We start from the raw sequence: 22,469 nt of genomic DNA, 5'->3' as shown, positions 1-22,469 counted from the left end.
GGGTGGGAAGGAGGCCTCCACACTCCTCCGAAGTCAATCGGTTGCACGACCGAAACTTTCGGAGGCACCCGCAATGAGAACCTCCAGTCCGTCAGCTCCTCCCACGATCACCTCGCGTCGGTCCTCAAGGACCTCCCGTCCGTCGTTCCGTGCCCGGCTCGCCGCCCTCCTCGCCGGGGCGGCCACCGTCGGCGCGCTGATCACCGCCGGCGCCACCACCGCCCACGCCGCCGACACACCGCTGCGCGACCTCGCCGCCGCCAAGGGCAAGGTCATGGGCACGGCGGTCACCGGCTCCAAGCTCACCGGTACCTACGGCGACCTCGCCGGCCGCGAGTTCAACTGGCTCACCCCGGGCAACGCCATGAAATGGGCCTCGGTCGAGCCCGCCCGGGGCAGCTTCAACTGGGCCGAGGCCGACCAGATCGTGAACTTCGCCGAGGCCCACGACCAGGACGTGCGCGGCCACACCCTGGTCTGGCACAGCCAGAACCCCGACTGGCTGGCCAACGGCAGTTGGACGCCCGCCCAGCTCAGCACTCTCATGCAGAACCACATCAACACCGAGGTCGGGCGCTACAAGGGCCGCGTCGCCGCCTGGGACGTCGTCAACGAGCCCTTCAACGAGGACGGCACCTACCGCTCGACCCTCTGGTACGACGGCCTCGGCGCGGACTACATCGCCAGCGCCCTCACGTGGGCGCGGGCCGCCGACCCGGCCGCCAAGCTGTACATCAACGACTACAACGTCGAGGGCGTCAACGCGAAGTCCACGGCCCTGTACAACCTGGTGAAGTCGCTGAAGGAGGGGGGTGTCCCGATCGACGGCGTCGGTCTCCAGGCCCACCTGATCGTGGGACAGGTGCCGTCCTCCTTCCAGCAGAACATCCAGCGCTTCGCCGACCTCGGCGTGGATGTGGCCATCACCGAGCTGGACATCCGGATGCAGCTGCCCCCGGACAGCGCCAAGCTCACCCAGCAGGCCGCCGACTACAAGGCCGTCATGAACGCCTGCCTGGCGGTGACCCGCTGCACCGGAGTCACCGTGTGGGGCTTCACCGACTCGGACTCCTGGATCCCGGACACCTTCCCGGGGCAGGGCGCGGCGACGCCGTACGACGAGAACTACGCGCCGAAACCGGCGTACCGCGCGATCGCCGAGGCGCTCGGCGGGACCACCACGGAGCCTCCCACGGGTGCCTGCACGGCGGCCTACAGCGTCACCAGCCAGTGGAACACCGGCTATACCGGGCAGGTGAGGATCGCCTGCTCGGGGGCGGCACTGTCGGCGTGGAAGGCGAGCTGGAACTTCGATGCGGGGCAGCGGATCACGCAGGCCTGGAACGCGACCTGCGCACAGACGGGAGCGGCCGTCACCTGTTCCAACGCCTCGTACAACGGAACGGTTCCCGACGGCGGTTCGGTGACCTTCGGATTCAACGGCTCGTGGAGCGGCAGCAATCCGGTGCCCACGGTGACCCTGGGATGAGGGGGACCGGAGGGCCCGGAGTGACGTCCCGATCGTGAGATTCTCCGAAGAAATCCCGCTGGGGCCGCCTTTCCTGACAGTCCGCTAACAATTCGGACGTACGTTCCTTCTGTGACGGGACACGACGCGAGCGGGCACGGGGAGAGACAGCGGGGCCGACGGTCCAGAACGCTCAAGGCCGTCGGCCTCGCCCTGGCCGGCACCCTGGTGCTGGGCGTGGCGGCGGCGGGCTGGACCTACTGGCAGCTGAACGGCAACATCCGCGGCGTAGACGTCGACAGCGCCCTCGGCGACAACCGTCCGCCCCGCGCGGTCACCACCCCGTCCCCGTCCGGTACGGCCGCCGCCGCCCCGCTGCCCACCGGGGCCGTCAACATCCTGGTCCTCGGCTCGGACTCGCGCAGCGGCGCGGAGAACCAGGCACTCGGCGGCGGCGACAGCTCGGGCGCCCGCTCCGACACCGCGATGGTCGTGCACATCGACGCCGGCCGCACCAGCGCCACCGTGGTCAGCATCCCCCGCGACACCCTCGTCACCCGTCCCTCCTGCCCGCTCCCCTCCGGCGGCTCGACCGAGGTGTCGTACGGCGCGATGTTCAACAGCGCGTACTCGCTGGGCGGCCCGGTCTGCGCCGTCAAGACCGTCGAGTCGCTCACGGACGTCCGCATGGACCACTTCGTCGAGGTCGACTTCGCCGGCTTCGCGAAGCTCGTGGACGCGCTCGGCGGGGTCACCGTCACCACCACGCAGGACATCGAGGACGAGGACAGCCACCTGAGCCTCGCGGCCGGCACCCACCACCTCGACGGCCAGCGGGCCCTCGCACTCGCCCGCACCCGGCACGGCATCGGCGACGGCAGCGACCTCGGCCGCATCGGCCTCCAGCAGACCCTGGTGAAGGCCCTGCTGGAGCAGATCTCCTCGACCGACCTGCTGGCCGGCCCCACCCGGCTCTACCGGGTCGCCGACGCGGTCACCGGCAGCCTCACCACCGACACCGGCCTGGACTCCCTCGCCCAGCTGATGGAACTCGGCCAGAGCCTCGAGGGCCTGTCCGCGGCGAACGTCACCACGGTCACCCTGCCCGTGCGGCCGGCCCCCTCCGACCCGAACCGGGTCGTCCCCGACGAACCGGAGGCGAGCGACTTGTGGACGTCACTCCGGCGGGGCTGAGCCGCTGCGGCCGGCCTGAGGTGCACGGCGGGCCTGATCCGGCCAGTGGACAGGCGGTCCGAGATGACGAGGAGACCGACCGGCGTGCCATCGCGGCCCTGTACGGCCTTCTCGCGGCCCGCGTCCCGTCCCCGGCCGTCGAACTCAACCGCGCGGTCGTCGTGTCCATGGCCGACGGCCCGGAACCCGCCCCGCGGATCGCCGACACCCTCGCCGCCGAACCGGCCCCGCGCGACTACCACGTGCTCCCGAGCGTCCGCGGCGACCTGCTCCGGCGCCTGGGCCGTACGGCACAGGCGCGTGCGGAGTTCGAGCGGACCGCGAGCCTGACCGGCAACGAACGGGAACGAGAGCTGATGTTGCGGCGAGCAGCTCAGGCCGGGTGACCGACGAGCATCGTCGGCGCCCCCGCGACCCGGGTGAGGAACACGGTCGCCGAGTGCGGCCCCTGTGGCTTGACCTTCTTGCGCAGTTCCTCCGGCTCCACCGCCGAACCGCGCTTCTTCACGGTCAGGATGCCCACCCCGCGCTCCCGCAGCAGCGCCTTCAGCTTCTTGACGTTGAAGGGCAGCCGGTCGGTGATCTCGTAGGCGGTGGCGTACGGCGTCGTCCGGAGCGTGTCCGCGGTGACGTAGGCGATGGTCTCGTCGACGAGTCCGCCGTCCAGGTCCCGCGCGACCTCGGCGACCAGATGGGACCGGATGACGGCACCGTCCGGCTCGTACAGATAGCGCCCGACCGGCCGGACCCGAGGGTCGGGCAGGCCGGTGCCGAGGAGCGTGCGCGGGCCGGGGAGGAGGGTGGCGCGCACGGCCCCCGGCTCGGTGCCGAACCACAGCACGGCCTCCTTCACGTCCCCGCCGTCGGAGATCCACTCGGCCTCGGCCCCGGCGGGAACGACCTCGTGCGGGATGCCGGGCGCCACCTTCAGCGCCCCGTGCGGAGCCTTCAGAGCCGCCTCGACCGCCCACGAGAGCGGCGGAGAATAGGCCTCCGGATCGAAGATCCGCCCCCGGCCGCCCCGCCGCGCCGGATCGACGAACACGGCGTCGTACCCGTCCGTGTCGACCTCCGTGACGTCCGCCTCCCGTACGTCGATGAGGCCGGCGAGTCCCAGCGCCTCGGCGTTGGTCCGCGCCACCGCCGCCGTCAGCGGATCGCGGTCCACGGCGAGGACCCGGATGCCCGCGCGCGCGAGCGCGATCGCGTCGCCGCCGATCCCGCAGCACAGGTCGGCGACCGAGGTCACGCCGAGCGATCTCATCCGCTCGGCCCGGTGGCCTGCGACACTCGCCCGGGTCGACTGCTCGACCCCGTTGGGTGTGAAGAACATCCGCCCCGCGTCCTCGGCACCGAACTTCGCCGCCGCCCGCTGCCGCAGCCGGGCCTGCCCGAGTGCCGCCGAGACCAGTTCGGCGGGGTGTTCGCGGCGCAGCCGGGTGGCGACGGCCAGTTCGTCGGCGGGGGCGGTGCCGCGCACGGCGTCGAGGAGGGCGCGGCCCTCGGGGGTGAGGAGCGGGGCGAGGTCGTTCACCGGGTCATTGTGGGCCAGTCGGTGGATCGTGCGCCTCCGGCGGCGGTGTCGGGCGGGGCCGGGCGGCGGTGACTGCGAGGATCCGGCGCCATGGGATCAGGATCAGTCGTACAAAATGACAAAAGAGGGATGCGGCGCGTGGGCCTCAGGACCGGCATCGCCGTCCTCGCCCTCGCCGCGGTCGCCTCCGGCTGCGCCCAGGGCACCACGAGCTCCGGCGCCCACGGCGTGACCGGCGCGAACGGAACCCGGCCCGCCCCCGGCGGACAGTCCCCCCAAGGACAGGCCGCCGGCGCCAAGCACACCTACGCGGCCAGGATGCGCGCCGAGTACGCCGCCCGCGCCGCCGCGGCGAGACGCTGGGGGCTGAAGAAGGTCCCGCTGGCACCCCCCGCGCCGCCCGCGACGAAACCCGCGATCACCACCCGCGAGGGCTTCGAGGTGGAGGACCACGAGGAACTGGGCCTCCCGCCGGTCTTCACCACCGTCCCCACCAAGGACAGGGTCGTCTTCCTCACCATCGACGACGGCGCCGAGAAGGACCCGGCGTTCCTGCGCATGATGAAGGACCTGAAGATCCCCTACACGGCCTTCCTCAGCGACTACCTCGTCAAGGAGGACTACGGCTACTTCAGGAAGATGCAGGACACAGGGGTGGCCCTCAACAACCACACCCTCCACCACCCCTACCTGCCCGACCTCTCCTACAGCCGCCAGAAGCGCGAGATCTGCGGCATGCAGGACGTCATCGAGAAGCACTACGGCAAGCGCCCCGAACTCTTCCGCCCGCCCTTCGGCAACTACAACCGCGACACCCTGCGCGCGGCGAAGAGCTGCGGTGTGAAGTACGCCCCGCTGTGGAGCGAGGAGGTCTTCGCCGACCACTGGGACTACCGCGAATGGGACCGCGACCTCCACCCCGGCGACATCGTCCTCAGCCACTTCCGCGGCGACGCCGACTGGAAGGGCACCATGCCCGACATGATCCGCCGCTTCATGAACATGGTCACCCAGAAGGGCTACGCGGTGGCCCGGCTGGAGGACTACCTGTGAGAAGGCGGGGGGCGACGGAGGTGGCCGTGACGCTGGCCATGGCCGGCGTCACGGCCATGACGCTGACCGGCTGCGCCCGGCCGGCCGGCCCGGCCCCGGCCGTGACCCCGCCGGTGCACGCAGCGCCGACGATCATCGCGCCCATGACGCCGCCCGGCGGAGTCCAGGTCCCGCCGCCGTCCCCGGCTCCCGCACCGTACGGCCAGCCAGGCCAGCAGGCGCCGTACGGCCAGCCGCCGCAGCAGTACGGCCGGCCGGGCGCGCCGACCGCCCCGCCGCCTCCCGGATACGGCCAGCCTCAAGCGCCGCAGGCACCCATGCCGCCGCCCGGCTACGGGCAGCCGACCCCGCCGCCGGGCTACGGCCAGCAGCCCGCGTTCGGCCAGGTCCCGGGCCAGCAGCCCTACGGCGTGCCGCAGGGCGCGCCCCAGGGGGGTGCCGGTGTGACCGCGGCCCTCCAGCAGTTCAAGGAGACCCCCACCGGACAGCGCTGGACGCCGCAGACCCGGAAGCTGATCCGCGTAGACCTCGGCGTCGGAGGCCAGCCCGTGCTCGCCCGCCAGGGCAGCATGGTGCTCTATCAGGGCAAGGTCGACTTCAGCTACAAGGGCGCCGGTTTCGCCGGCCGGATCGTCGGCAACGCGACCGGCCAGGAGATGCAGCTGATGCGCTGCACCGGCCAGGGCCAGGTGTTCCTCGCCGAGGACTCCACGATGCTGCACCCCATCGAGCTGCAGGGCGACGGCATCTGCGTCTCCGCGGAGAACGTCCTCGCCTTCGACGAGAGCCTCCAGTACGAGGTCCGCCGCATCGAGGGTCACGGCATCCCCGGCGGCGCGCTCTTCACCATGCAGTTCACGGGTACCGGCACCGTCGTGGTGAAGACCCACGGCACGCCCGTCGTCCTGCCGGTCACGCCGACCACCTTCGCCGACTGCAATGCCGTCGTCGCATGGTCGGCCGCCGCCCAGGTCGTGGTCTCCAGCCAGGTCCGCATGCGCCGCAACGCCTATCCGGGCGACACGGGAGAGAGCGTGAACCTCCAGTTCCGCGCCGCTCCCGGAAACTTCATCGTCGTCCAGCCGTACGAGGTCTGAGGGAGCCCGTCATGAACCAGCCGCTCGCGGGCTACGCCCCCGCACCCGTCACCGCCCGCATGGAGAACCACGGCAACCACATGCTGAAGGTGGCCCTCCAGACCGGAAGCGACCTCCTCGCGCGCGTGGGCTCGATGGTCGCCTACGAGGGCTTCATCCAGTACGAGCCCAACCCGCCGGCCGTGCGCCAGATCGCGCGCGACTGGATGACCGGCGAGGGCGCGCCCCTGATGAAGTGCTCAGGCGACGGTCTGCTCTACCTCGCCGACTACGGCGCGAACGTCGTCGTGATCAACCTCAACGGCGACGGCATCTCCGTCAACGCCACCAACCTGCTCGCCTTCGACGCCCACCTCACCTGGGGTGTCGAGCGGGTCAAGGGGCTGGCGAAGTTCGCCGGACAGGGCCTGTGGAACACCAAGATCTCCGGGCAGGGCTGGGTCGCGCTGACCTCCCGGGGCAAGCCGATCGTCGTCGACTGCGGCGGCGGTGAGAACGAGACGTACGTCGACCCCGACGCGCTCGTCGCCTGGTCCCCGAACCTCAAGGTCAAGGGCAAGCGCAGCTTCAAGGCGCAGTCGCTGCTCGGCCGGGGCAGCGGCGAGGCCTACCAGATGGCCTTCTCCGGTGAGGGCATCGTCGTCGTCCAGCCCAGCGAGGACAGCACCGACCGCCTTCGGGTCCGGGGCTGAGGGGGAGCCAGAGTCACATGCAGAGTCCGCTTTTCGCCCACAACGACCAGCAGACCCAGGAACGCTGGAGCCTCCAGAACAAGCAGATGCTCCGCGTCGCCCTGGAAGGACACGACGACATCCTCGCCCGCAAGGGCACGATGGTCGCCTACCAGGGACTCGTCGAGTTCGACGCCGAGTTCCAGAGCAACAGCCAGTCGCGCTCGCGCGCGCAGACCGGCGAGGGCCTGGACCTGATGCGCTGCCACGGGCAGGGCATCGTCTACCTCGCGAACCTCGCCCAGCACATCCACGTCGTGGAGGTCGACCACGAGGGACTGACCGTCGACAGCAGCTATGTCCTCGCCATGGACTCCGGGCTGCACCACGAGGTCATCGCCGTCGACAGCCTCTACGGCATCTCCGGCTCCGGGAAGTACCAGCTCAACATCACCGGCAGCGGCCGGGTCGCCCTGATGACCTCGGGCGCGCCCCTGATGCTCCAGGTCACGCCAGACAAGTACGTCAACTGCGACGCCGACGCCATCGTCGCCTGGTCCACCGGGCTGCGGGTGCAGATGCAGGCGCAGACGCATTCCTCCGGGGTGTGGCGGCGACGCGGCAGCACCGGCGAGGGCTGGGAGCTGAGCTTCATGGGCAGCGGCTTCGCGCTGGTCCAGCCGAGTGAACTGCTTCCGCCGCAGGGCGCCCAGATCGGCTCCGGTCTCGCCGCGCAGTACGGCATGGGCCAGCAGGGGGCTCGGGCGCAGAACCAGGGCAACGCCTGGAGCTGACCGTCCGGAAAGCAGACGTAAGGGGCGACCGCTTGGCGGGCCGCCCCTTACGTGTTCCGCCTCACAGGCGCGCCCGCGTCGCCTCCAGCAGACGGACGACCGATTCGTCCGCCACCTCCGCGACCGCGTCGTAGGGGAACCAGCGCAGGTCGAGGGACTCATCGCTGATGGCCTGGGTGGCGCCGGGCGGGGCCACGGCCGCGTACTGGACGTCGAGATGCCAGTGGCAGGGCGCCGGGATCGGGTGCCGGTCCAGCCGGACCGGGCCGCCCGGCAGCAGCGTCAGACCGGGGATGCCGGACTCCTCGGTGGCCTCGCGCAGCGCCGCCGCCGTCAGGGAGACATCCTGCGGCTCGCAGTGGCCGCCCATCTGGAGCCACATCCGCAGCTTCCGGTGCAGGGTCAGCAGCACTCGACCCTGCTCAGGGTCGATCACCAGGGCACTCGCCGTGAGATGCCCGGCCTCACAGGCCTTCCACATGCCGTCCGGGTGCGCCGCCAAGTGGTCGAGGTAGGTCTGGCGCAGCTCTTCCTGGTTCTCGTAGGCCTTCAGTACGAGAACCGCGTCGTCGTGCAGGCTCACTCGGTGCTGCCGCCCTTGCCGTCGCCCTTGTCCTTGTCTGTGTCGTCGTCCTTCCGCAGCTTCGGCTTCTCACCGGGACCCGCAGCAGAACCGGAAGCCGCGCCGCCGCTCGCCGCCTCGCCGAGCATCTTGTCCCACTCGGAGAAATCCATCTGCTCGCGGTGCACAAAGCCGTCCGGGTCGTCCAGGTCGGCGGCCGTCGGCAGCATGTCCGGGTGGGCCCACAGCGCGTCACGGCCGTCCACACCGCGCGCGTCCGTGAGTGAGGCCCACAGCCGCGAAGCGTCCCGCAGACGGCGCGGGCGCAGCTCCAGACCGATCAGTGTCGCGAACGTCTGCTCCGCCGGACCGCCCGAAGCACGCCGGCGGCGCAGCGTCTCGCGCAGCGCGTCCGCGGACGACAGGCGCGGCTTCGCGGCGGCGTGCACGACCGCGTCGACCCAGCCCTCCACGAGCGCCAGGGCCGTCTCCAGACGGGCCAGGGCGGCCTTCTGCTCCGGGGTGTCCTCCGGCTGGAACATGCCCTGCTGCAGAGCGTCCTGGAGCTGCTCGGGGTTCTGCGGGTCGAACTGGCCGACCACGTCCTCCAGCTTGGCCGTGTCCACCTTGATCCCACGCGCGTAGCCGTCGACCGCGCCGAACAGGTGCGAGCGCAGCCACGGGACATGTGCGAAGAGGCGCTGGTGGGCGGCCTCGCGCAGGGCGAGATAGAGCCGCACCTCTTCCTTGGGGACGCCCAGGTCCTTGCCGAACGACTCGATGTTCAGCGGCAGCAGCGCGGCCTTGCCCGCCGGGCCGAGCGGCAGGCCGATGTCGGTCGAACCGACGACCTCACCCGCGAGCACCCCGACGGCCTGCCCGATCTGCGAGCCGAACATGGCACCGCCCATCGAGCGCATCATGCCGATCAGCGGGCCGGCCATGGCCTGCATCTCCTCCGGCAGGACGTCGCCCATCGCCGCGCCGACCCGCTCGGCGACCGGGTCGACGAGTTCCTTCCACGCGGGCAGGGTCGCCTCGACCCACTCCGCGCGCGACCACGCCACGGCGGTGCCGGCGCCGGACGGCAGGGACGTCGCGTCGTCCAGCCACAGGTCGGCCAGGCGGACGGCGTCCTGCACCGCGGTGCGGTCGGCGGAACCGATGCTCGCGTCCTTGACGCCGTCGGAAGTGCCCTGGGAGACCGTCTGGCGGGCGATCTGCTTGGCCATGTCCCAGTTCACCGGGCCGCCCTCGTAGGAGAGCATCTGGCCCAGCTGCTGGAACGCGGCGCCCAGGTCGGTGGGGTTCAGCGAGCCGAACATGGCGGCGAGCGGATTGTCCGCGCCGGGGTCGCCGAAACCTCCGGCACCGGGCATGCCGCCGAAGCCGAACGGGTTGGCCGGTCCCTGACCACCGCCGCTCTGCGGGTTCTTCTTCTTGCCCTCGTCGCCGTCGTCCGGCTCCTCCGGCGGAAGGCCGAATCCGAATGGGGTGTCACTCACGGGGTTCCTCGGCTGGTAAGGCCACCGGCTCTGGTCCGGCGGCGCGGCTGCCCTGCAACACCACCCAGCGTAGACACCTGGGCCCGATCGGGCCTCGGTGCTTCGCCGACTCGCGGCCTGCGGCAGGATGGATGCCACCTGGTACGAACGCGTCACTCGCGCCCGTATGGAAAACAACCGCTGGAGACACCTGGTGAGTTCCCCAGATCCGCAGGTTCGCGCAGCGCGAAACCCCTCAACCTCGGGCGGGCCGCGAGGCCCCGTCGTCGCCGTCACCGGCGCCGCGACCGGGGTGGGCGCGCTGCTGACCGAGCGGCTCGCCGCGTCCGACGAGATCAAGCAGGTCATCGCCATCGACGAGCGGCGGGGCGAGTGCGATGCGGCACAGTGGCACATCCTCGACGTCCGTGATCCGGCGATCGCCGAGAAGTTGCGCGGCGCGGACGTTGTCGTCCATCTGGCGCTCGATCTCGACCTGGGGAGCGAAGCCGCCGCCCGAACGGCCTACAACGTGCGCGGGACCCAGACGGTGCTGACGGCGGCCGCGGCCGCCGGGGTGCACCGGGTGGTCCTGTGCACCTCCGCCATGGTCTACGGGGCGCTGCCGGACAACGAGCTGCCCCTCTCGGAGGATGCGGAGCTGAAGGCGACGGCGGAGGCGACCGGCGTCGGGGACCTGCTGGAGATCGAGCGCCTCGCTCGGCGTGCCCCGCGCGCGCATCCGGGGCTCAACGTCACGGTGGTACGGCCGGCCGTGCTGGTGGGCGGTACGGACACCGCGCTGACCCGCTACTTCGAGTCCCCCCGGCTGCTGGTCGTCGCCGGATCGCGGCCCGTCTGGCAGTTCTGCCACGTCGAGGACCTGTGTGGCGCGCTCGAGTACGCCGTGCTGGAGAAGGTCGACGGGGAACTCGCGGTCGGCTGCGACGGCTGGCTGGAGCAGGAGGAGGTCGAGGAGCTGAGCGGGATCCGGCGGATGGAGCTGCCGTCGGCGGTCGCGCTCGGCGCGGCTGCCCGGCTGCACCGTATCGGGCTCACGCCGTCCCCGGCGGGGGACCTGGCCTACACGATGTACCCGTGGGTGGTCAGCGGGAGCCGGCTGCATGACGCCGGGTGGCGGCCTCGGTGGACCAACGAGGACGTGCTCGCGGAGCTGCTGGAGGAGGTCGCCGGGCGGCACACCGTTGCCGGGCGGCGACTGGGGCGCAAGGACGCGACGGCCGCGGGAGCCGCGGGCGCGACGGTGGCGCTGCTGGGCGCTGCCGCGGTGGTTCGGCGGGCCCGCAAGGCGCGGCGGCGGTAGCAGGCGCGCGGCGGGTGGCCCTTCTGCAGCCACCCGCGGTCCCGGTACGTCCGGGGCGCACCGGACGCACCGGACGCGCTGCGTTGCCTCTGCGCGCCGCGTTTCCTCTGTAGGAGGCTCCAAGCGTGCACGCGTGCGTGCCGGGCGATCCCGGTATTCCCGCTTGTCGTCGCGGTGCGGCACGATGGAGGCATGGCACCCAGTAATGATCACCCCGGTGAGCAGGCAGCGCAGGATCCCGTCAAGCTGATCGCGATCCGGGACAGCGCGCTGTCCCTGGACGAGGTCTTCCGGGCCGTGGGGGACGACGCGGCCGGCGGGACGGCCCTGTTCGTGGGAACCGTGCGCAATCACGACGGCGGCGCCGACGTGGACAACCTCGGATACTCCAGTCATCCCAGCGCCGAGGCGGAGATGCGGCGGATCGCGGAGAAGGTGATCGCCGAGTACCCGGTGCGGGCGCTCGCGGCCGTGCACCGCGTGGGCGACCTGCGGGTCGGCGACCTGGCCGTCGTCGTCGCCGTGTCGTGCCCGCATCGCGGCGAGGCCTTCGAGGCGTGCCGCAAGCTGATCGACGACCTCAAGCACGAGGTGCCGATCTGGAAGCATCAGACGTTTTCCGACGGCACCGAGGAATGGGTCGGCGCGTAGCGCCGTCGTCGAGGGTGGTGGTCGGGCGACGGAAGGGCGGGTAGGAGCCTGCTCGACCCGGTCCGCTGAGCCCGGCCCGTCCGGTTGCGTAACCGCACCCCTGGCCCGAGCGTTGTGACTGCGGATGGTTAATCTGCTGATCAGTCAGGTGTGGTCGTTATGTGGGGTTGGGAGGACGGCATGGGGGCGCTCGTCTGGTTGCTGATTCCGCTGGTGGCCGCGATCGGCGCCGGCCTGTGGGGCAGTTGGGCCAACCGCACTCGCAGGACCCGCGGCGACGGCCCCGAGCTGGACGGTTACGCCCGCTTCCGCGCAGCCATGGAGAGGCCCCACTCGGGCACCTGAGGGCGCTGACCCGGGCGGTGGCCCTGACGGTGCGCTGACAGAACCGTCCCGTACTGTCGAGTCATGCCACGCCGCACCGCGACGATGCTCGCCTCCACCCTGATGCTGATCGCGCTCCTGTGCGCGGGAGTGCTCATCCGCGTGCCGTACGCGGAGATGTCCCCGGGTCCGACGGTGAACACCCTCGGAGAGCACGGCGGCGAGCCGGTGCTCCAGATCGCCGGGCGCAAGACGTACCCGACAGACGGCAACCTCAACATGACGACCGTCCGGGTCACCAGTGCCGACTACCGGATGAACCTCGTCGAAGCCGTCTACGGCTGGCTCGCGCACGACAACAAGGTCGTGCCGCACGACACGCTCTACCCGGACGGCAAGACCGAGGAGCAGTCCACCCAGGAGAACGCCGAGGAGTTCAGCCAGTCCCAGGAGAGCGCGAAGGTGGCCGCCCTGAAGGAGCTGGACGTCCCGGTGCAGTCCTGGGTGATCGTCTCCACCGTCGTCAAGGGCTCGCCCGCCGAGGGCCGGCTGCACGCCGGGGACGTGATCAAGGACGTGGACGGTACGGCGGTGAAGAACCCCTCCGACGTGGCGAAGCTGGTGACGAAGCACAAGCCCGGCGAGGACGTCGTCTTCACCATCGTGCCGGCGAAGGACCAGGCCGCCGCAGAGAAGGACAACAAGCCGACGACCAGGACGCAGAAGATCACGATCACCACCGCGGCCTCCGCCGACACCGGCGACAAGCGGGCCATCGTCGGGATCTCCGCCGGTACCGACCACACGTTCCCCTTCACCATCGACATCAAGCTCGCCGATGTGGGCGGCCCGAGCGCCGGTCTGATGTTCGCCCTCGGCATCTACGACAAGCTCACCCCGGGCAGCCTGACCGGCGGCAAGTTCGTCGCCGGCACCGGCACCATCGACGACGACGGCAAGGTCGGACCGATCGGCGGCATCCAGATGAAGACGGTCGGCGCACGCGACAAGGGCGCCCAGTACTTCCTGACGCCCGCCGCCAACTGCGCCTCCGCCGCCGCGGACACCCCCAGCGGACTCACGCTCGTCAAGGTGGACACCATCGACGACGCCCTGGGCGCACTGAAGGACATCCGCAGCGGCGACACCGCCGACCTGCCGAAGTGCACGGCCGGCTAGACCGTGAGGCGACGCGGGGCTAGTCCTCGAACGTCGCCGACAGGGCCTCAGCGAGGCCCGGCACCAGCTCCGAACCGGTGAGGACCTCCGTCGGGGAGTCCTTCTGGCGCAGTCGCAGGGCCGAGTCACGGGCGCCGTCCCGCAGGACCGCCACCGTCATCCGGACCTCCTGACGGTCCGGGTGCTCGGCCACCCACTGCGTCAGCTTCGCCTCGCTCAGCCCCTGCGGGACCTGGGCCTCGGCGGAGGGGGGCAGCATCAGACGTTCCACGGTCAGCGCACAGCCGACCACCGCGTCCGGCCAGGCGATCGTGGCGAGGAACTCGTCGAGCGGCTTGTCCGTTGGCACTTCATCCTGCTCGATCGGGGTGAGACCGGTGGTCTCGGGCGCATCCGCCAGGCCGAGCTGGGCGGCAAGTCCGGGTTCCTGAGTGCGCAGACGTGCGGTGTCGACGAGGGCGAAAAGGCGGGCGGGCTGGTCCCAGCCGAGGCCGGAGGCGTACTCGTCGATCTCGAGTACGGCCCGGGTGAGCGGGCTCGCCGCCATGGGAGTGTTGGACATGGTCACAATCCTGCCTCGTTCAGGCCCGGAATCGGGAACCCAGTAAAGGGTGAGTAAGTTGCATAGGTGTGGGCCCGCGATCACGGGGGGCCACGGAGGGTCCACGAAGACGCGGGCCTGACGGATCAACAGCGAACCTCGGGGTGCGAACCTTGGCTTTCCAGATGCCGGACCGCGGCGGAGGCCCGACCGGGCCACGGATCAGAGTGGGCCGCCCGTCCCGGCGTGTCCGTACTCTGCTCATGACACTGGGCGTGCTTGCCGTCCTCGGCATGGCGTTCACCATGTTTGCAGGGTTCTGGACGGACTGGCTCTGGTACCGGTCGGTGAACTACTCCTCGGTGTTCACGACCACCCTGACGACCAAGATCGGGCTCTTCTTCGTCTTCGGTCTGCTGATGGCCCTCGCGGTCGGGTTCAACCTGTGGCTGGCCCACCGCCTGCGGCCGCCGCTGAGCGCCATGTCGATGGAGCAGCAGAGCCTCGACCGGTACCGCATGAGCATCGCGCCGTACAAGAAGTGGCTGCTGCTCGGGATCACCGCTCTCGTCGGGCTGATCGCCGGCGCCTCGGCGTCGGGGCAGTGGCGGACCTGGCTGATGTGGGTCAACGGCGTGTCCTTCGGACAGAAGGACCCGCAGTTCCACCTCGACGTGTCCTTCTACGCCTTCGACCTGCCCTGGTACCGGTTCCTGCTCGGCTTCGGCTTCGCCGCCACGATCCTCTCCCTGATCGCCGCCGCGCTCACCCACTACCTGTACGGCGGGCTGCGCGTCACCAGCCCCGGCGCGCGCGCCACGGCCGCGGCCACCGGACATCTGTCGGTGCTGCTCGGCATCTTCGTCGCGCTGAAGGCGGTCGCCTACTGGCTCGACCGGTACGGCCTGGCGGTGAAGTCCAGCGACTTCAAGGCCACCGACAACTGGACCGGCCTGCGCTACGTCGACGCCAACGCCTACCTGCCGGCCAAGACGATCCTGTTCTGCATCGCGGTCATCTGCGCCCTGCTGTTCTTCGCCACCCTGTGGCGGCGCACCTGGCAGCTGCCCGTCATCGGCTTCGGCCTGATGGTGCTCTCCGCGATCCTGATCGGCGGCCTGTACCCGGCGATCGTGCAGAAGTTCCAGGTCCAGCCGAACGAGCAGGCCAAGGAAGCGCCGTACGTCGAGAAGAACCTCAAGGCGACGCGTGAGGCCTACGGCATCGAGGGTGCCCAGGTCACCGACTACTCGGGGACGAGCAAGACCGAGGACAAGACGGCGCTGCGCGACGACGTGGCAGGCGCGGCGAGCATTCGCGTCCTGGACCCGAACATCGTCTCGCCGACCTTCCAGCAGCTCCAGCAGATCCGGAAGTACTACGCCTTCCCGACCAACCTGGACGTGGACCGCTACAACGTGAACGGCCAGGACCAGGACACGGTCATCGGTCTGCGCGAGCTGAACCTCGCGGGCGTGGACAAGCAGAACTGGATCAACAACCACTTCCGCTACACCCACGGCTACGGCGTGGTCGCCGCCAAGGGCACCACCGCCGACACCGACGGCCGCCCGGCCTTCACCGAGTCCAACCTGCCGTCGGAAGGCGTGCTCGGCAAGTACGAGCAGCGCATCTACTACGGCGAGAAGACGACCACGTACTCGATCGTCGGCGGTCCCCAGAAGGAGATCGACTACTCCGACGACCAGGGCGAGAAGACCACCAGCTACACCGGCAAGGGCGGGATCAACCTCTCCAGTCCCGTCAACCGGGCCGCCTACGCGCTGGCGTTCGGCGAACCGCAGATCCTGTACTCCGGTGCGATCGGTGAGGGTTCGAAGATCCTCTACAACCGCACGCCCAAGGATCGTGTCGAGGCGGTGGCCCCGTGGCTGACCATCGACGGCGACGCCTACCCGGCCGTGGTGGGCGACAAGGTCCAGTGGATCGTCGACGCGTACACGACCACCAACGGCTATCCGTACGCCTCGCGTACGACCCTCGGTGACACGACGGCCGACTCGCTGACCGCCACCAACAACAACCGCGCGGTGGTGGCCCAGCAGAACCAGGTCAACTACATCCGCAACTCGGTGAAGGCGACCGTCGACGCGTACACCGGTGAGGTCAAGCTCTACCAGTGGGACACCCAGGACCCGGTCCTGAAGACCTGGATGAAGGCGTTCCCCGGCACGGTGGAGAAGAAGTCGGAGATCTCCGGCGACCTGATGGCCCATCTCCGGTACCCGCAGGACCTGTTCAAGGTCCAGCGCGAGCTGCTCACCCGCTACCACGTGAAGGACGCGACCACGTTCCTCAGCGGCAGCGAGGTGTGGCAGGTGCCGAACGACCCGACCAACCAGTCGAACGACGCGGTGCCGCCGTACTACCTGAGCATGAAGATGCCCGACCAGAAGGCGCAGTCGTTCTCGCTGACGACGACGTTCACGCCCAACGGGCGGGACAACCTCAGTGCCTTCATGTCGGTCGACTCCGAGGCCGGCACATCCGGCTACGGCAAGATCAGAGTGCTGAAACTGCCGACCAGTACGACCGTCGACGGACCCAAACAGGTGCAGAGCCAGTTCAACTCCGAACAGGACATCGCCGAGTCCATCAGATTGCTGAAGGGCGGCGACTCCGAGGTCGAGTACGGCAACCTGCTGACGGTGCCGCTCGATGGAGGACTGCTCTACGTGGAGCCGGTCTACGTCCGCGGTGGCGGACTCAAGTACCCGCTGCTGCGCAAGGTGTTGGTGTCCTACGGCGGCGTCACCGCCTTCGAGGACTCCCTCGACGAGGCCCTCAACAAGGTCTTCGGCGCGGAGGCTGCGACACCGAAGCCACCGGCGGACGACGGTGGCACCACCCCGCCACCGACGACCGGCAACGCGACGGTCCAGGAGGCGTTGAAGGATGCCCAGGAGGCCTTCACCGCGGGCCAGGAGGCTCTCAAGAAGCCCGACTGGGAGGCGTACGCCAAGGCGCAGGCGGACCTCGAAGCCGCGCTGAAGCGGGCCGAGGACGCGCAGGCCGCGGCGGACAAGAACGGCGGGAGCAGCCCGAACCCGAGCACCTCGCCGAGCGCGAGCGCCAAGCCGGGGGTCACCGCCAGTCCCAAGCCGAGTCCGAGCGCCAGTCCCAGCGGCTGATCAAGGAGCACCCCGCGTCGTGGTACGGTTGTGGAACACGACGCGGGGTGGAGCAGCTCGGTAGCTCGCTGGGCTCATAACCCAGAGGTCGCAGGTTCAAATCCTGTCCCCGCTACTCCAGGCGAAGGCCCGGATCCTGAAAAGGATCCGGGCCTTCGTGGTGTGCGAACGCATGTGCCCGGTGCGGGATCGCCGTGCCGCCGTGGGGAGTTGGGGCATCTGTGTTTGACTTGTCTCTCTGTGGGCATGTCGACAAAACGCTGAAGTGACCTTACGGGCTGCGGTATACCAGGTGTACCCCGGTTGCAGGTGGTGCGACGATGGACGTTATGGGGGACAAGGCAACTCTGTTCGAGACAGGGCGATTTGTGCAGCCTTCCGGTACGGAAGCGACCCCGGAGGGGACTCCGTACGAGACCACGTACGAGGCCATGTACGAGACCACGTACGAGTCGGCGGAGGAGACTCCGGGCATGGGCTCTGCGGAGGAGACTCCGGACATGGGCCGGGACGAGAGCCGGGACGAGACGGGGGAGGACGTCGAGGAGGTGCGCCGACGGCTCGCCGCCGAGTCCGGCGACGTCGAGGCGATGAGCGTCCTCGGGGCCCTGCTGCTGCGCCGCGGAGACCTGGACGGAGCCGAACCTCATCTGCGCGCCGCCACCACGGCGGGCGACCGTGCCGCCGCCAACAACCTGGGCGTCCTCCTCCACCAGCGCGGTTACCCCGACGAGGCCTCCGGCTGGTGGCGGGTCGCCGCCGTCGCCGGTTCCGCGCCCGCGGCTCACGCGCTGGGCCGGCACCACCGCGAGCGCGGCGACGAACCCGCTGCCGAGTACTGGCTGCGTCAGGCCGCCGAACAAGGACACGTCCTGGGCGCCTACGCCCTCGCCGACCTGCTGGAGCACCGGGGTGATCGCCCGGGTGCCGAGCGGTGGATGCGGGCCGCCGCCGAACGCGGGCACCGTGAGGCGGCGTACCGGCTGGCGCGGGCCCTCGACCGCCGGGAGCCGGTCTTCGGCGACGGGCGGAGAGAGGCCACGGACAACGGTGTCGCGGTGCCGGCGGAGGCCGAGCAGTGGTACCGGCAGGCCGCCGCGCGCGGACACCGGCGGGCCGCGCTGCATCTCGGGGCCATCCTGGAGCGGCGGGGCGAGCTGAAGGAGGCCGGGCGCTGGTACCTGACGTCCGCGAAGGACGGCGAGCCCCGGGCCGCCTGCGCGCTCGGATTCCTGCTGCGCGACGCGGGTGACACCGAGAACGCCGCCGTGTGGTGGCTGCGTGCCGCGCAGGACGGGGACGGCAACGCGGCCAACGCGCTGGGCGCGCTGTATGCCGAGCGCAACCAGACCCAGACCGCCGAGCGCTGGTACCGGGCGGCCATGGACGCCGGGGACGACAACGGCGCCTACAACCTCGCCCTGCTCTGCGCCGAGCAGGGCCGCACCGCGCAGGCCGAGCAGTGGTACCGGCGTGCCGCGTACGCCGGACACCGGGAGGCCGCCAACGCGCTGGCCGTCCTGCTGCTCCAGGTCGGGGACGCGGCCGGGGCCGAGCCCTGGTTCTCCAGGGCCGCGGAGGCGGGCAGTGTCGACGCCGCCTTCAACCTCGGGATCCTGTTCGCGGGCCGCGGCGAGGACACGGTCGCGCTGCGCTGGTACGAGCGGGCGGCGGCGGCCGGGCACACCGAGGCGGCGCTCCAGGTCGGCATCGCCCGGCTCCGGGAGGGCGACGAGCAGGCCGCCGAGCGGCATCTGCGCTGCGCGGCGGGCGGGGGCAGCGCGGAGGCGGCGTACCGGCTGGCGGCCGTGCTCGACGCCCGTCGGCCACCCCAGCCGGCGCACGAGCTGGGCGAGATCGTGCACGAGAAGACGGAGTGCGAGGAGTGGTACGAGCGGGCGGCGACCCAGGGGCACCGGCGGGCGCAGGTGCGGGTCGGCATGCTGGCCGCCGCGCGCGGCGATGTGGTGCAGGCCGCGCGGTGGTACCGCGCGGCCGCGGAGGCCGGGTCGCGCAACGGCGCCTTCAACCTCGGACTGCTGCTCGCGCGCGAGGGCAGCGAGCCCGAGGCGGCCGTGTGGTGGACGCGGGCGGCCGACGCGGGGCACGGGCGGGCGGCGCTCCGGCTAGCCCTCGTCTACGCGCGTCGCGGGGAACTGCTGGAAGGGCAGCGGTGGGCGGACCGGGCCGTGTCGCTCGGTCCGGCGGAGGTGGCGGAGCGGGCTGCGCGGCTGCGGGACGCTCTGCGGGAGGAACTGTCGGCGTGAGCATGGCCGGCGGCTGCGCGGGCGCCTGGGCGGCGGGCTGCACCTGGGTTGAGGGTTGGGGGTGGTGCGGTAGGGCTTTCGCCCTCGCCGTCGCTTCCCTTCCCGTCCCTGGGGCTGTGCCCCCAGACCCCCTTCGGCCCTGAACGGGCCTTGTCCTCGAACGCCGGACGGGCTGAGTGAGTGCGGTCTGACCTGCGGGGACCGGGGCACGGCTATTGATTTGCTTCTTCCCTTCCCCGTGACGTAATGTTGCATTCAACGGCGCGGGGTGGAGCAGCTCGGTAGCTCGCTGGGCTCATAACCCAGAGGTCGCAGGTTCAAATCCTGTCCCCGCTACTGAAGGTCGAGGGCCGGAATCCGAAAGGGTTCCGGCCCTCGACTCATTTCCGGACAGTGCGGCCAGGGTTCCAGGTTTCAGGCAGTGCGAAGCCCCGGCGTCCAAGGACGGACGCCGGGGCTTCGGTGTTGCGTGGGTTACGCCGCCGCGCAGTTCGGGCAGATGCCGCGGTACGTCACCTCGACGCCCGAGACCGTGAACCCGAAACGCTCCGTGTCCGGGAGGTCGGCCAGCGGGTTGCCGCCCGGGTGGACGTCGCGGATCGCCCCGCACTGGGCGCAGACCAGGTGGTGGTGGGGCCGGTGCGCGTTCGGGTCGTACCGCTTGGCGCGCTTGTCGGTGGCGACCTCGAGCACCTCGCCGAGGGAGACCAGCTCACCGAGCGTGTTGTAGACGGTCGCCCGGGAGATCTCGGGCAGCTTCGCGACGGCCCGTGCGTGGACCTCGTCGGCCGTCAGGTGGACGTGTTCGCCGTCGAGCACCTCGGCCACGACGCGCCTCTGCGCGGTCATCCGCCATCCGCGTCCGCGCAGCCGTTCCAGAAGGTCACTCATGAGCATCAGCCTAACAGCAGAGCGGATCGAGTCCCGAACAGGTGTGACTTTGGAGCCTCACTTGACTTGGACAATGTCCATTGTAGGATCAGGACTCGTTTTATCCAAGCGTCCAGGTCTCCCGCGGCGATGTCCTCGAGCGGGTGATCGGCAACTTCCGTCCGAGCGGCGGAGAACACGTCAAGCGGCTGGAGGTCGCGGTCCAGGCCCTTCGCGGCTGATATCCAGCACTGGACCGCTTGTCGTGGCCGGACGGGCCGGACTCCCCCGGGGAGTCCGGCCCGTCCGTGCTCACAGGGCGGGCGCGGGCTGCCGTAGGGGTGCCCAGCAGCGGATGATGTCGCGGACGGAGACGATGCCGACGGCCTCCTCGCCCTCCAGGACGACGAGATGCCGGAAGCCGCCGTGCGCCATGGCGGCGGCCGCCTCCTCCAGGGTCCAGGTCGGGGCGGCGAAGACGACGTCGTTGGTGGTGTGGGCGTGGGTGCGTTCCGTGTCAGGGTCCTGGCCGAGGGCCACGGAGTTGAGGATGTCCCGCTCGGTGAGGATGCCGATACCGCCGGCGTCCGGGTCGAGGACCAGAGCCGCGCCGACGCGGCGTGCTGACATCAGGGCGGCGGCCTGCCGGAGGGTGTGTGCGGGGCCGATGGTCAGGACCACCGTACTCATGGCGTCGCGGACGAGCATGGGCTGAAGCACCTCCTACGAATCCGTTAGTTCAAGGATTCACAAATGCACAAGTGGGGGTGCCGTCAGCGTGGCAGGCAAAGCGAGGGTCAACAAGAGGGCGCGCGCGTCCAATTGAGGGCGCACGCGCTCATTTGTATATCCTCGGTCAGTTGCGCTCGTTGAGGTAGCCCAGCAGCTCGTCATGGAGCAGACCGTTCGACGCGGCCGCGTTTCCGCTGTGCGGCCCCGGACGGCCGTCCAGGCCGGTGAAGGTGCCGCCGGCCTCCGTCACGACGATCGCGGTGGCCGCCATGTCCCAGAGCGACAGCTCGGGTTCGGCACAGAGGTCGACCGAACCCTCGGCCACCATCATGTACGGCCAGAAATCGCCGTACGCGCGCGTGCGCCACACCTCGCGGGTGAGGTCCAGGAAGCCGTTCAGCCTGCCCTGCTCCTCCCAGCCGCTGAGCGAGGAGTACGCGAACGAGGCGTCAGAGAGGGTCGAGACCTTCGAGACCTGCATGCGGCTGGCCGAGGTGAGGCTGCGGCCCGTGTAGGCGCCGTGACCCTTCGCGGCCCACCAGCGGCGGCCCAGCGCCGGCGCGGACACGACACCGACGACAGGCTGGTAGCCGCCCTCGGCGGCCTCCATCAGCGAGATCAGGGTGGCCCAGACGGGGACGCCGCGTACGTAGTTCTTCGTGCCGTCGATCGGGTCGATCACCCAGCGGCGCGGGCCGGTGCCCTCGATGCCGTACTCCTCGCCCAGGATCGCGTCGCGGGGGCGGGCCCGCTGGAGCTGGCCGCGGATCAGCTCCTCGGCGGCCTTGTCCGCCTCGCTCACCGGAGTCATGTCCGGTTTGGTCTCGACCTTGAGGTCGAGGGCCTTGAAGCGGGCCATGGTCGCGGCGTCGGCGGCGTCCGCGAGGACGTGCGCGAGGCGGAGGTCGTCGTGGTAGTCCGGCATGGGACGAACCGTATCCGCCGTGGTGGGGGTGGGGCCACAGGGGGGCCTGGCGGGTGGGCCGCTGCGCGGTGAGGGGCATGTGCGGGAGGCGCGCCTGAGGCAGGTGTGCGGTGGGAGTGTCCCCGCGAACCCTTGACAGTGCGGGCGGGCGCGTCAAACCTGGGCGCCAGAGCCGCTCGTCCGAGGGAGGCGACGATGTCCGCACGGGAATCCCTGCTGGACGCCGCCTTCGCGGCGCTCGCGCGCCGGCCGTGGGCCGCCGTGCGGATGGTGGACGTCGCCGCGGCGGCCGGAGTGTCCCGGCAGACCCTCTACAACGAGTTCGGGAGCAAGGACGGGCTGGCACGGGCGCTCGTCCGGCGGGAGGTCGACGGGTATCTCGCCGGGGTCGAGCGGGCGTTGGCGGTGCAGGGAGATGTGCGGGAGCGGTTGGGTGCGGTCGCGGAGTGGGTGGTGTCCGCGGCTCGGGGCAACGTGCTGGTGCGGGCGCTGGTCACCGGGTGCTGGAGTTCCTGGCTGCCGTCGGTGAGCCTGGCCGCGGTGCCGTCGTCCTCGGCCGTGCCGGCGCAGCGGCGGGCGGACGGGGTGTTGCCCTCGCCGGGGGAGCTGGTGGGGGTGGTACGGGATCGGGCCGCGGCTGTGGTGGG

The 22,469-nt window shown here is 70.7% G+C and carries 19 protein-coding genes, 2 tRNA genes and 2 pseudogenes; 16 read left to right on the top strand and 7 right to left on the bottom strand.

Annotated elements, in window-relative coordinates; all coding sequences use genetic code 11:
• The first annotated feature begins 73 nt into the window (after positions 1 to 73).
• The 3 genes and pseudogenes from P1P75_RS18065 to P1P75_RS18055 form a co-directional block, all read left to right on the top strand.
• On the top strand, positions 74 to 1,489 hold the full coding sequence (locus tag P1P75_RS18065; protein WP_319256477.1) for an endo-1,4-beta-xylanase: 1,416 nt from the start codon (positions 74 to 76) through the stop codon (positions 1,487 to 1,489).
• Positions 1,490 to 1,600: 111 nt separating this feature from the next.
• The gene (locus P1P75_RS18060; RefSeq protein WP_319256475.1) at positions 1,601 to 2,662 is read left to right on the top strand and encodes an LCP family protein; all 1,062 of its coding nucleotides are present in this window, start codon (positions 1,601 to 1,603) and stop codon (positions 2,660 to 2,662) included.
• Positions 2,663 to 2,730: 68 nt separating this feature from the next.
• Positions 2,731 to 3,048: pseudogene (locus P1P75_RS18055) on the top strand (RNA polymerase subunit sigma-24); the annotation flags it as partial.
• Here P1P75_RS18055 and P1P75_RS18050 read toward each other — a convergent pair.
• Positions 3,036 to 4,196: a methyltransferase domain-containing protein gene (locus P1P75_RS18050; protein ID WP_319256473.1), complete on the bottom strand. Its 1,161-nt coding sequence runs from the start codon at positions 4,194 to 4,196 to the stop codon at positions 3,036 to 3,038. The pseudogene P1P75_RS18055 and the gene P1P75_RS18050 sit on opposite strands and share 13 nt — an antisense overlap.
• Before the next feature lie 129 nt (positions 4,197 to 4,325).
• On the opposite strand from P1P75_RS18050, the gene P1P75_RS18045 reads away from it, so the two are divergent.
• The 4 genes and pseudogenes from P1P75_RS18045 to P1P75_RS18030 all read left to right on the top strand — a co-directional run bounded on the left by P1P75_RS18045 (position 4,326) and on the right by P1P75_RS18030 (position 7,811).
• Positions 4,326 to 5,249, top strand: coding sequence for a polysaccharide deacetylase family protein (locus P1P75_RS18045; protein ID WP_319256471.1), 924 nt, complete (start codon positions 4,326 to 4,328; stop codon positions 5,247 to 5,249).
• An 89-nt stretch (positions 5,250 to 5,338) separates the two neighbouring features.
• Positions 5,339 to 6,346, top strand: a pseudogene (locus P1P75_RS18040) (AIM24 family protein); the annotation flags it as partial.
• An 11-nt stretch (positions 6,347 to 6,357) separates the two neighbouring features.
• On the top strand, positions 6,358 to 7,038 hold the full coding sequence (locus P1P75_RS18035) for an AIM24 family protein (RefSeq protein WP_073499354.1): 681 nt from the start codon (positions 6,358 to 6,360) through the stop codon (positions 7,036 to 7,038).
• 17 nt (positions 7,039 to 7,055) lie between these two features.
• Positions 7,056 to 7,811 carry an AIM24 family protein gene (locus P1P75_RS18030; RefSeq protein WP_086767760.1) on the top strand — a complete coding sequence of 252 codons (756 nt, stop codon included), beginning with the start codon at positions 7,056 to 7,058 and terminating at the stop codon, positions 7,809 to 7,811.
• A gap of 61 nt (positions 7,812 to 7,872) precedes the next feature.
• Here P1P75_RS18030 and P1P75_RS18025 read toward each other — a convergent pair whose 3' ends face one another.
• Together P1P75_RS18025 and P1P75_RS18020 are read right to left on the bottom strand one after the other, a co-directional pair.
• Complete coding sequence (locus P1P75_RS18025) at positions 7,873 to 8,394, bottom strand: NUDIX hydrolase (RefSeq protein WP_319256469.1); 522 nt, start codon at positions 8,392 to 8,394, stop codon at positions 7,873 to 7,875.
• Positions 8,391 to 9,878 carry a zinc-dependent metalloprotease gene (locus P1P75_RS18020; RefSeq protein ID WP_319256467.1) on the bottom strand — a complete coding sequence of 496 codons (1,488 nt, stop codon included), beginning with the start codon at positions 9,876 to 9,878 and terminating at the stop codon, positions 8,391 to 8,393. The genes P1P75_RS18025 and P1P75_RS18020 overlap by 4 nt, the downstream gene beginning before the upstream one ends.
• A 193-nt stretch (positions 9,879 to 10,071) precedes the next feature.
• On the opposite strand from P1P75_RS18020, the gene P1P75_RS18015 reads away from it, so the two are divergent.
• From P1P75_RS18015 to P1P75_RS18000, 4 genes are all read left to right on the top strand, one after another.
• On the top strand, positions 10,072 to 11,181 hold the full coding sequence (locus P1P75_RS18015; RefSeq protein WP_319256465.1) for an SDR family oxidoreductase: 1,110 nt from the start codon (positions 10,072 to 10,074) through the stop codon (positions 11,179 to 11,181).
• A gap of 192 nt (positions 11,182 to 11,373) precedes the next feature.
• Positions 11,374 to 11,832: a molybdenum cofactor biosynthesis protein MoaE gene (locus P1P75_RS18010; protein WP_319256463.1), complete on the top strand. Its 459-nt coding sequence runs from the start codon at positions 11,374 to 11,376 to the stop codon at positions 11,830 to 11,832.
• Positions 11,833 to 12,012: 180 nt separating this feature from the next.
• Positions 12,013 to 12,177 carry a hypothetical protein gene (locus P1P75_RS18005; protein ID WP_167396109.1) on the top strand — a complete coding sequence of 55 codons (165 nt, stop codon included), beginning with the start codon at positions 12,013 to 12,015 and terminating at the stop codon, positions 12,175 to 12,177.
• Between the two features lie 63 nt (positions 12,178 to 12,240).
• Positions 12,241 to 13,335, top strand: a complete 1,095-nt coding sequence (locus P1P75_RS18000; RefSeq protein ID WP_319256461.1) for a PDZ domain-containing protein — start codon at positions 12,241 to 12,243, stop codon at positions 13,333 to 13,335.
• Positions 13,336 to 13,354: 19 nt separating this feature from the next.
• Here P1P75_RS18000 and P1P75_RS17995 read toward each other — a convergent pair whose 3' ends face one another.
• Complete coding sequence (locus P1P75_RS17995; RefSeq protein WP_073495897.1) at positions 13,355 to 13,897, bottom strand: PPA1309 family protein; 543 nt, start codon at positions 13,895 to 13,897, stop codon at positions 13,355 to 13,357.
• 164 nt (positions 13,898 to 14,061) lie between these two features.
• Between P1P75_RS17995 and P1P75_RS17990 the strand changes: the two genes are divergently transcribed.
• From P1P75_RS17990 to P1P75_RS17975, 4 genes are all read left to right on the top strand, one after another.
• The gene (locus P1P75_RS17990; protein ID WP_319256496.1) at positions 14,062 to 17,028 is read left to right on the top strand and encodes a UPF0182 family protein; all 2,967 of its coding nucleotides are present in this window, start codon (positions 14,062 to 14,064) and stop codon (positions 17,026 to 17,028) included.
• Between the two features lie 41 nt (positions 17,029 to 17,069).
• Positions 17,070 to 17,143 (top strand) — tRNA-Met (locus tag P1P75_RS17985).
• A gap of 385 nt (positions 17,144 to 17,528) precedes the next feature.
• Entirely contained in the window at positions 17,529 to 19,295 is a 1,767-nt protein-coding gene (locus P1P75_RS17980; protein ID WP_319256494.1) for a tetratricopeptide repeat protein, read from the top strand.
• Positions 19,296 to 19,557: 262 nt separating this feature from the next.
• A tRNA-Met gene (locus P1P75_RS17975) sits at positions 19,558 to 19,631 on the top strand.
• A 138-nt stretch (positions 19,632 to 19,769) separates the two neighbouring features.
• Here P1P75_RS17975 and P1P75_RS17970 read toward each other — a convergent pair.
• The 3 genes from P1P75_RS17970 to hisN form a co-directional block, all read right to left on the bottom strand.
• Positions 19,770 to 20,186, bottom strand: coding sequence for a Fur family transcriptional regulator (locus P1P75_RS17970; protein ID WP_319256459.1), 417 nt, complete (start codon positions 20,184 to 20,186; stop codon positions 19,770 to 19,772).
• A gap of 291 nt (positions 20,187 to 20,477) precedes the next feature.
• Positions 20,478 to 20,873: a CBS domain-containing protein gene (locus tag P1P75_RS17965; protein WP_319256457.1), complete on the bottom strand. Its 396-nt coding sequence runs from the start codon at positions 20,871 to 20,873 to the stop codon at positions 20,478 to 20,480.
• A 148-nt stretch (positions 20,874 to 21,021) separates the two neighbouring features.
• Positions 21,022 to 21,822 carry a histidinol-phosphatase gene (gene hisN / locus P1P75_RS17960; protein WP_319256455.1) on the bottom strand — a complete coding sequence of 267 codons (801 nt, stop codon included), beginning with the start codon at positions 21,820 to 21,822 and terminating at the stop codon, positions 21,022 to 21,024.
• Positions 21,823 to 22,017: 195 nt separating this feature from the next.
• Here hisN and P1P75_RS17955 point away from each other — a divergent pair.
• Positions 22,018 to 22,469, top strand: a 452-nt coding sequence (locus P1P75_RS17955; RefSeq protein ID WP_319256453.1) for a TetR/AcrR family transcriptional regulator, incomplete at its 3' end; no start/stop codon positions are given.

Source organism: Streptomyces sp. ID05-39B (assembly GCF_033794725.1).
GTDB classification, from domain to species: domain Bacteria; phylum Actinomycetota; class Actinomycetes; order Streptomycetales; family Streptomycetaceae; genus Streptomyces; species Streptomyces bobili.
Note: the sequence above shows the minus strand (reverse complement) of the source record. Positions and strands in the feature narration are given on the sequence as shown.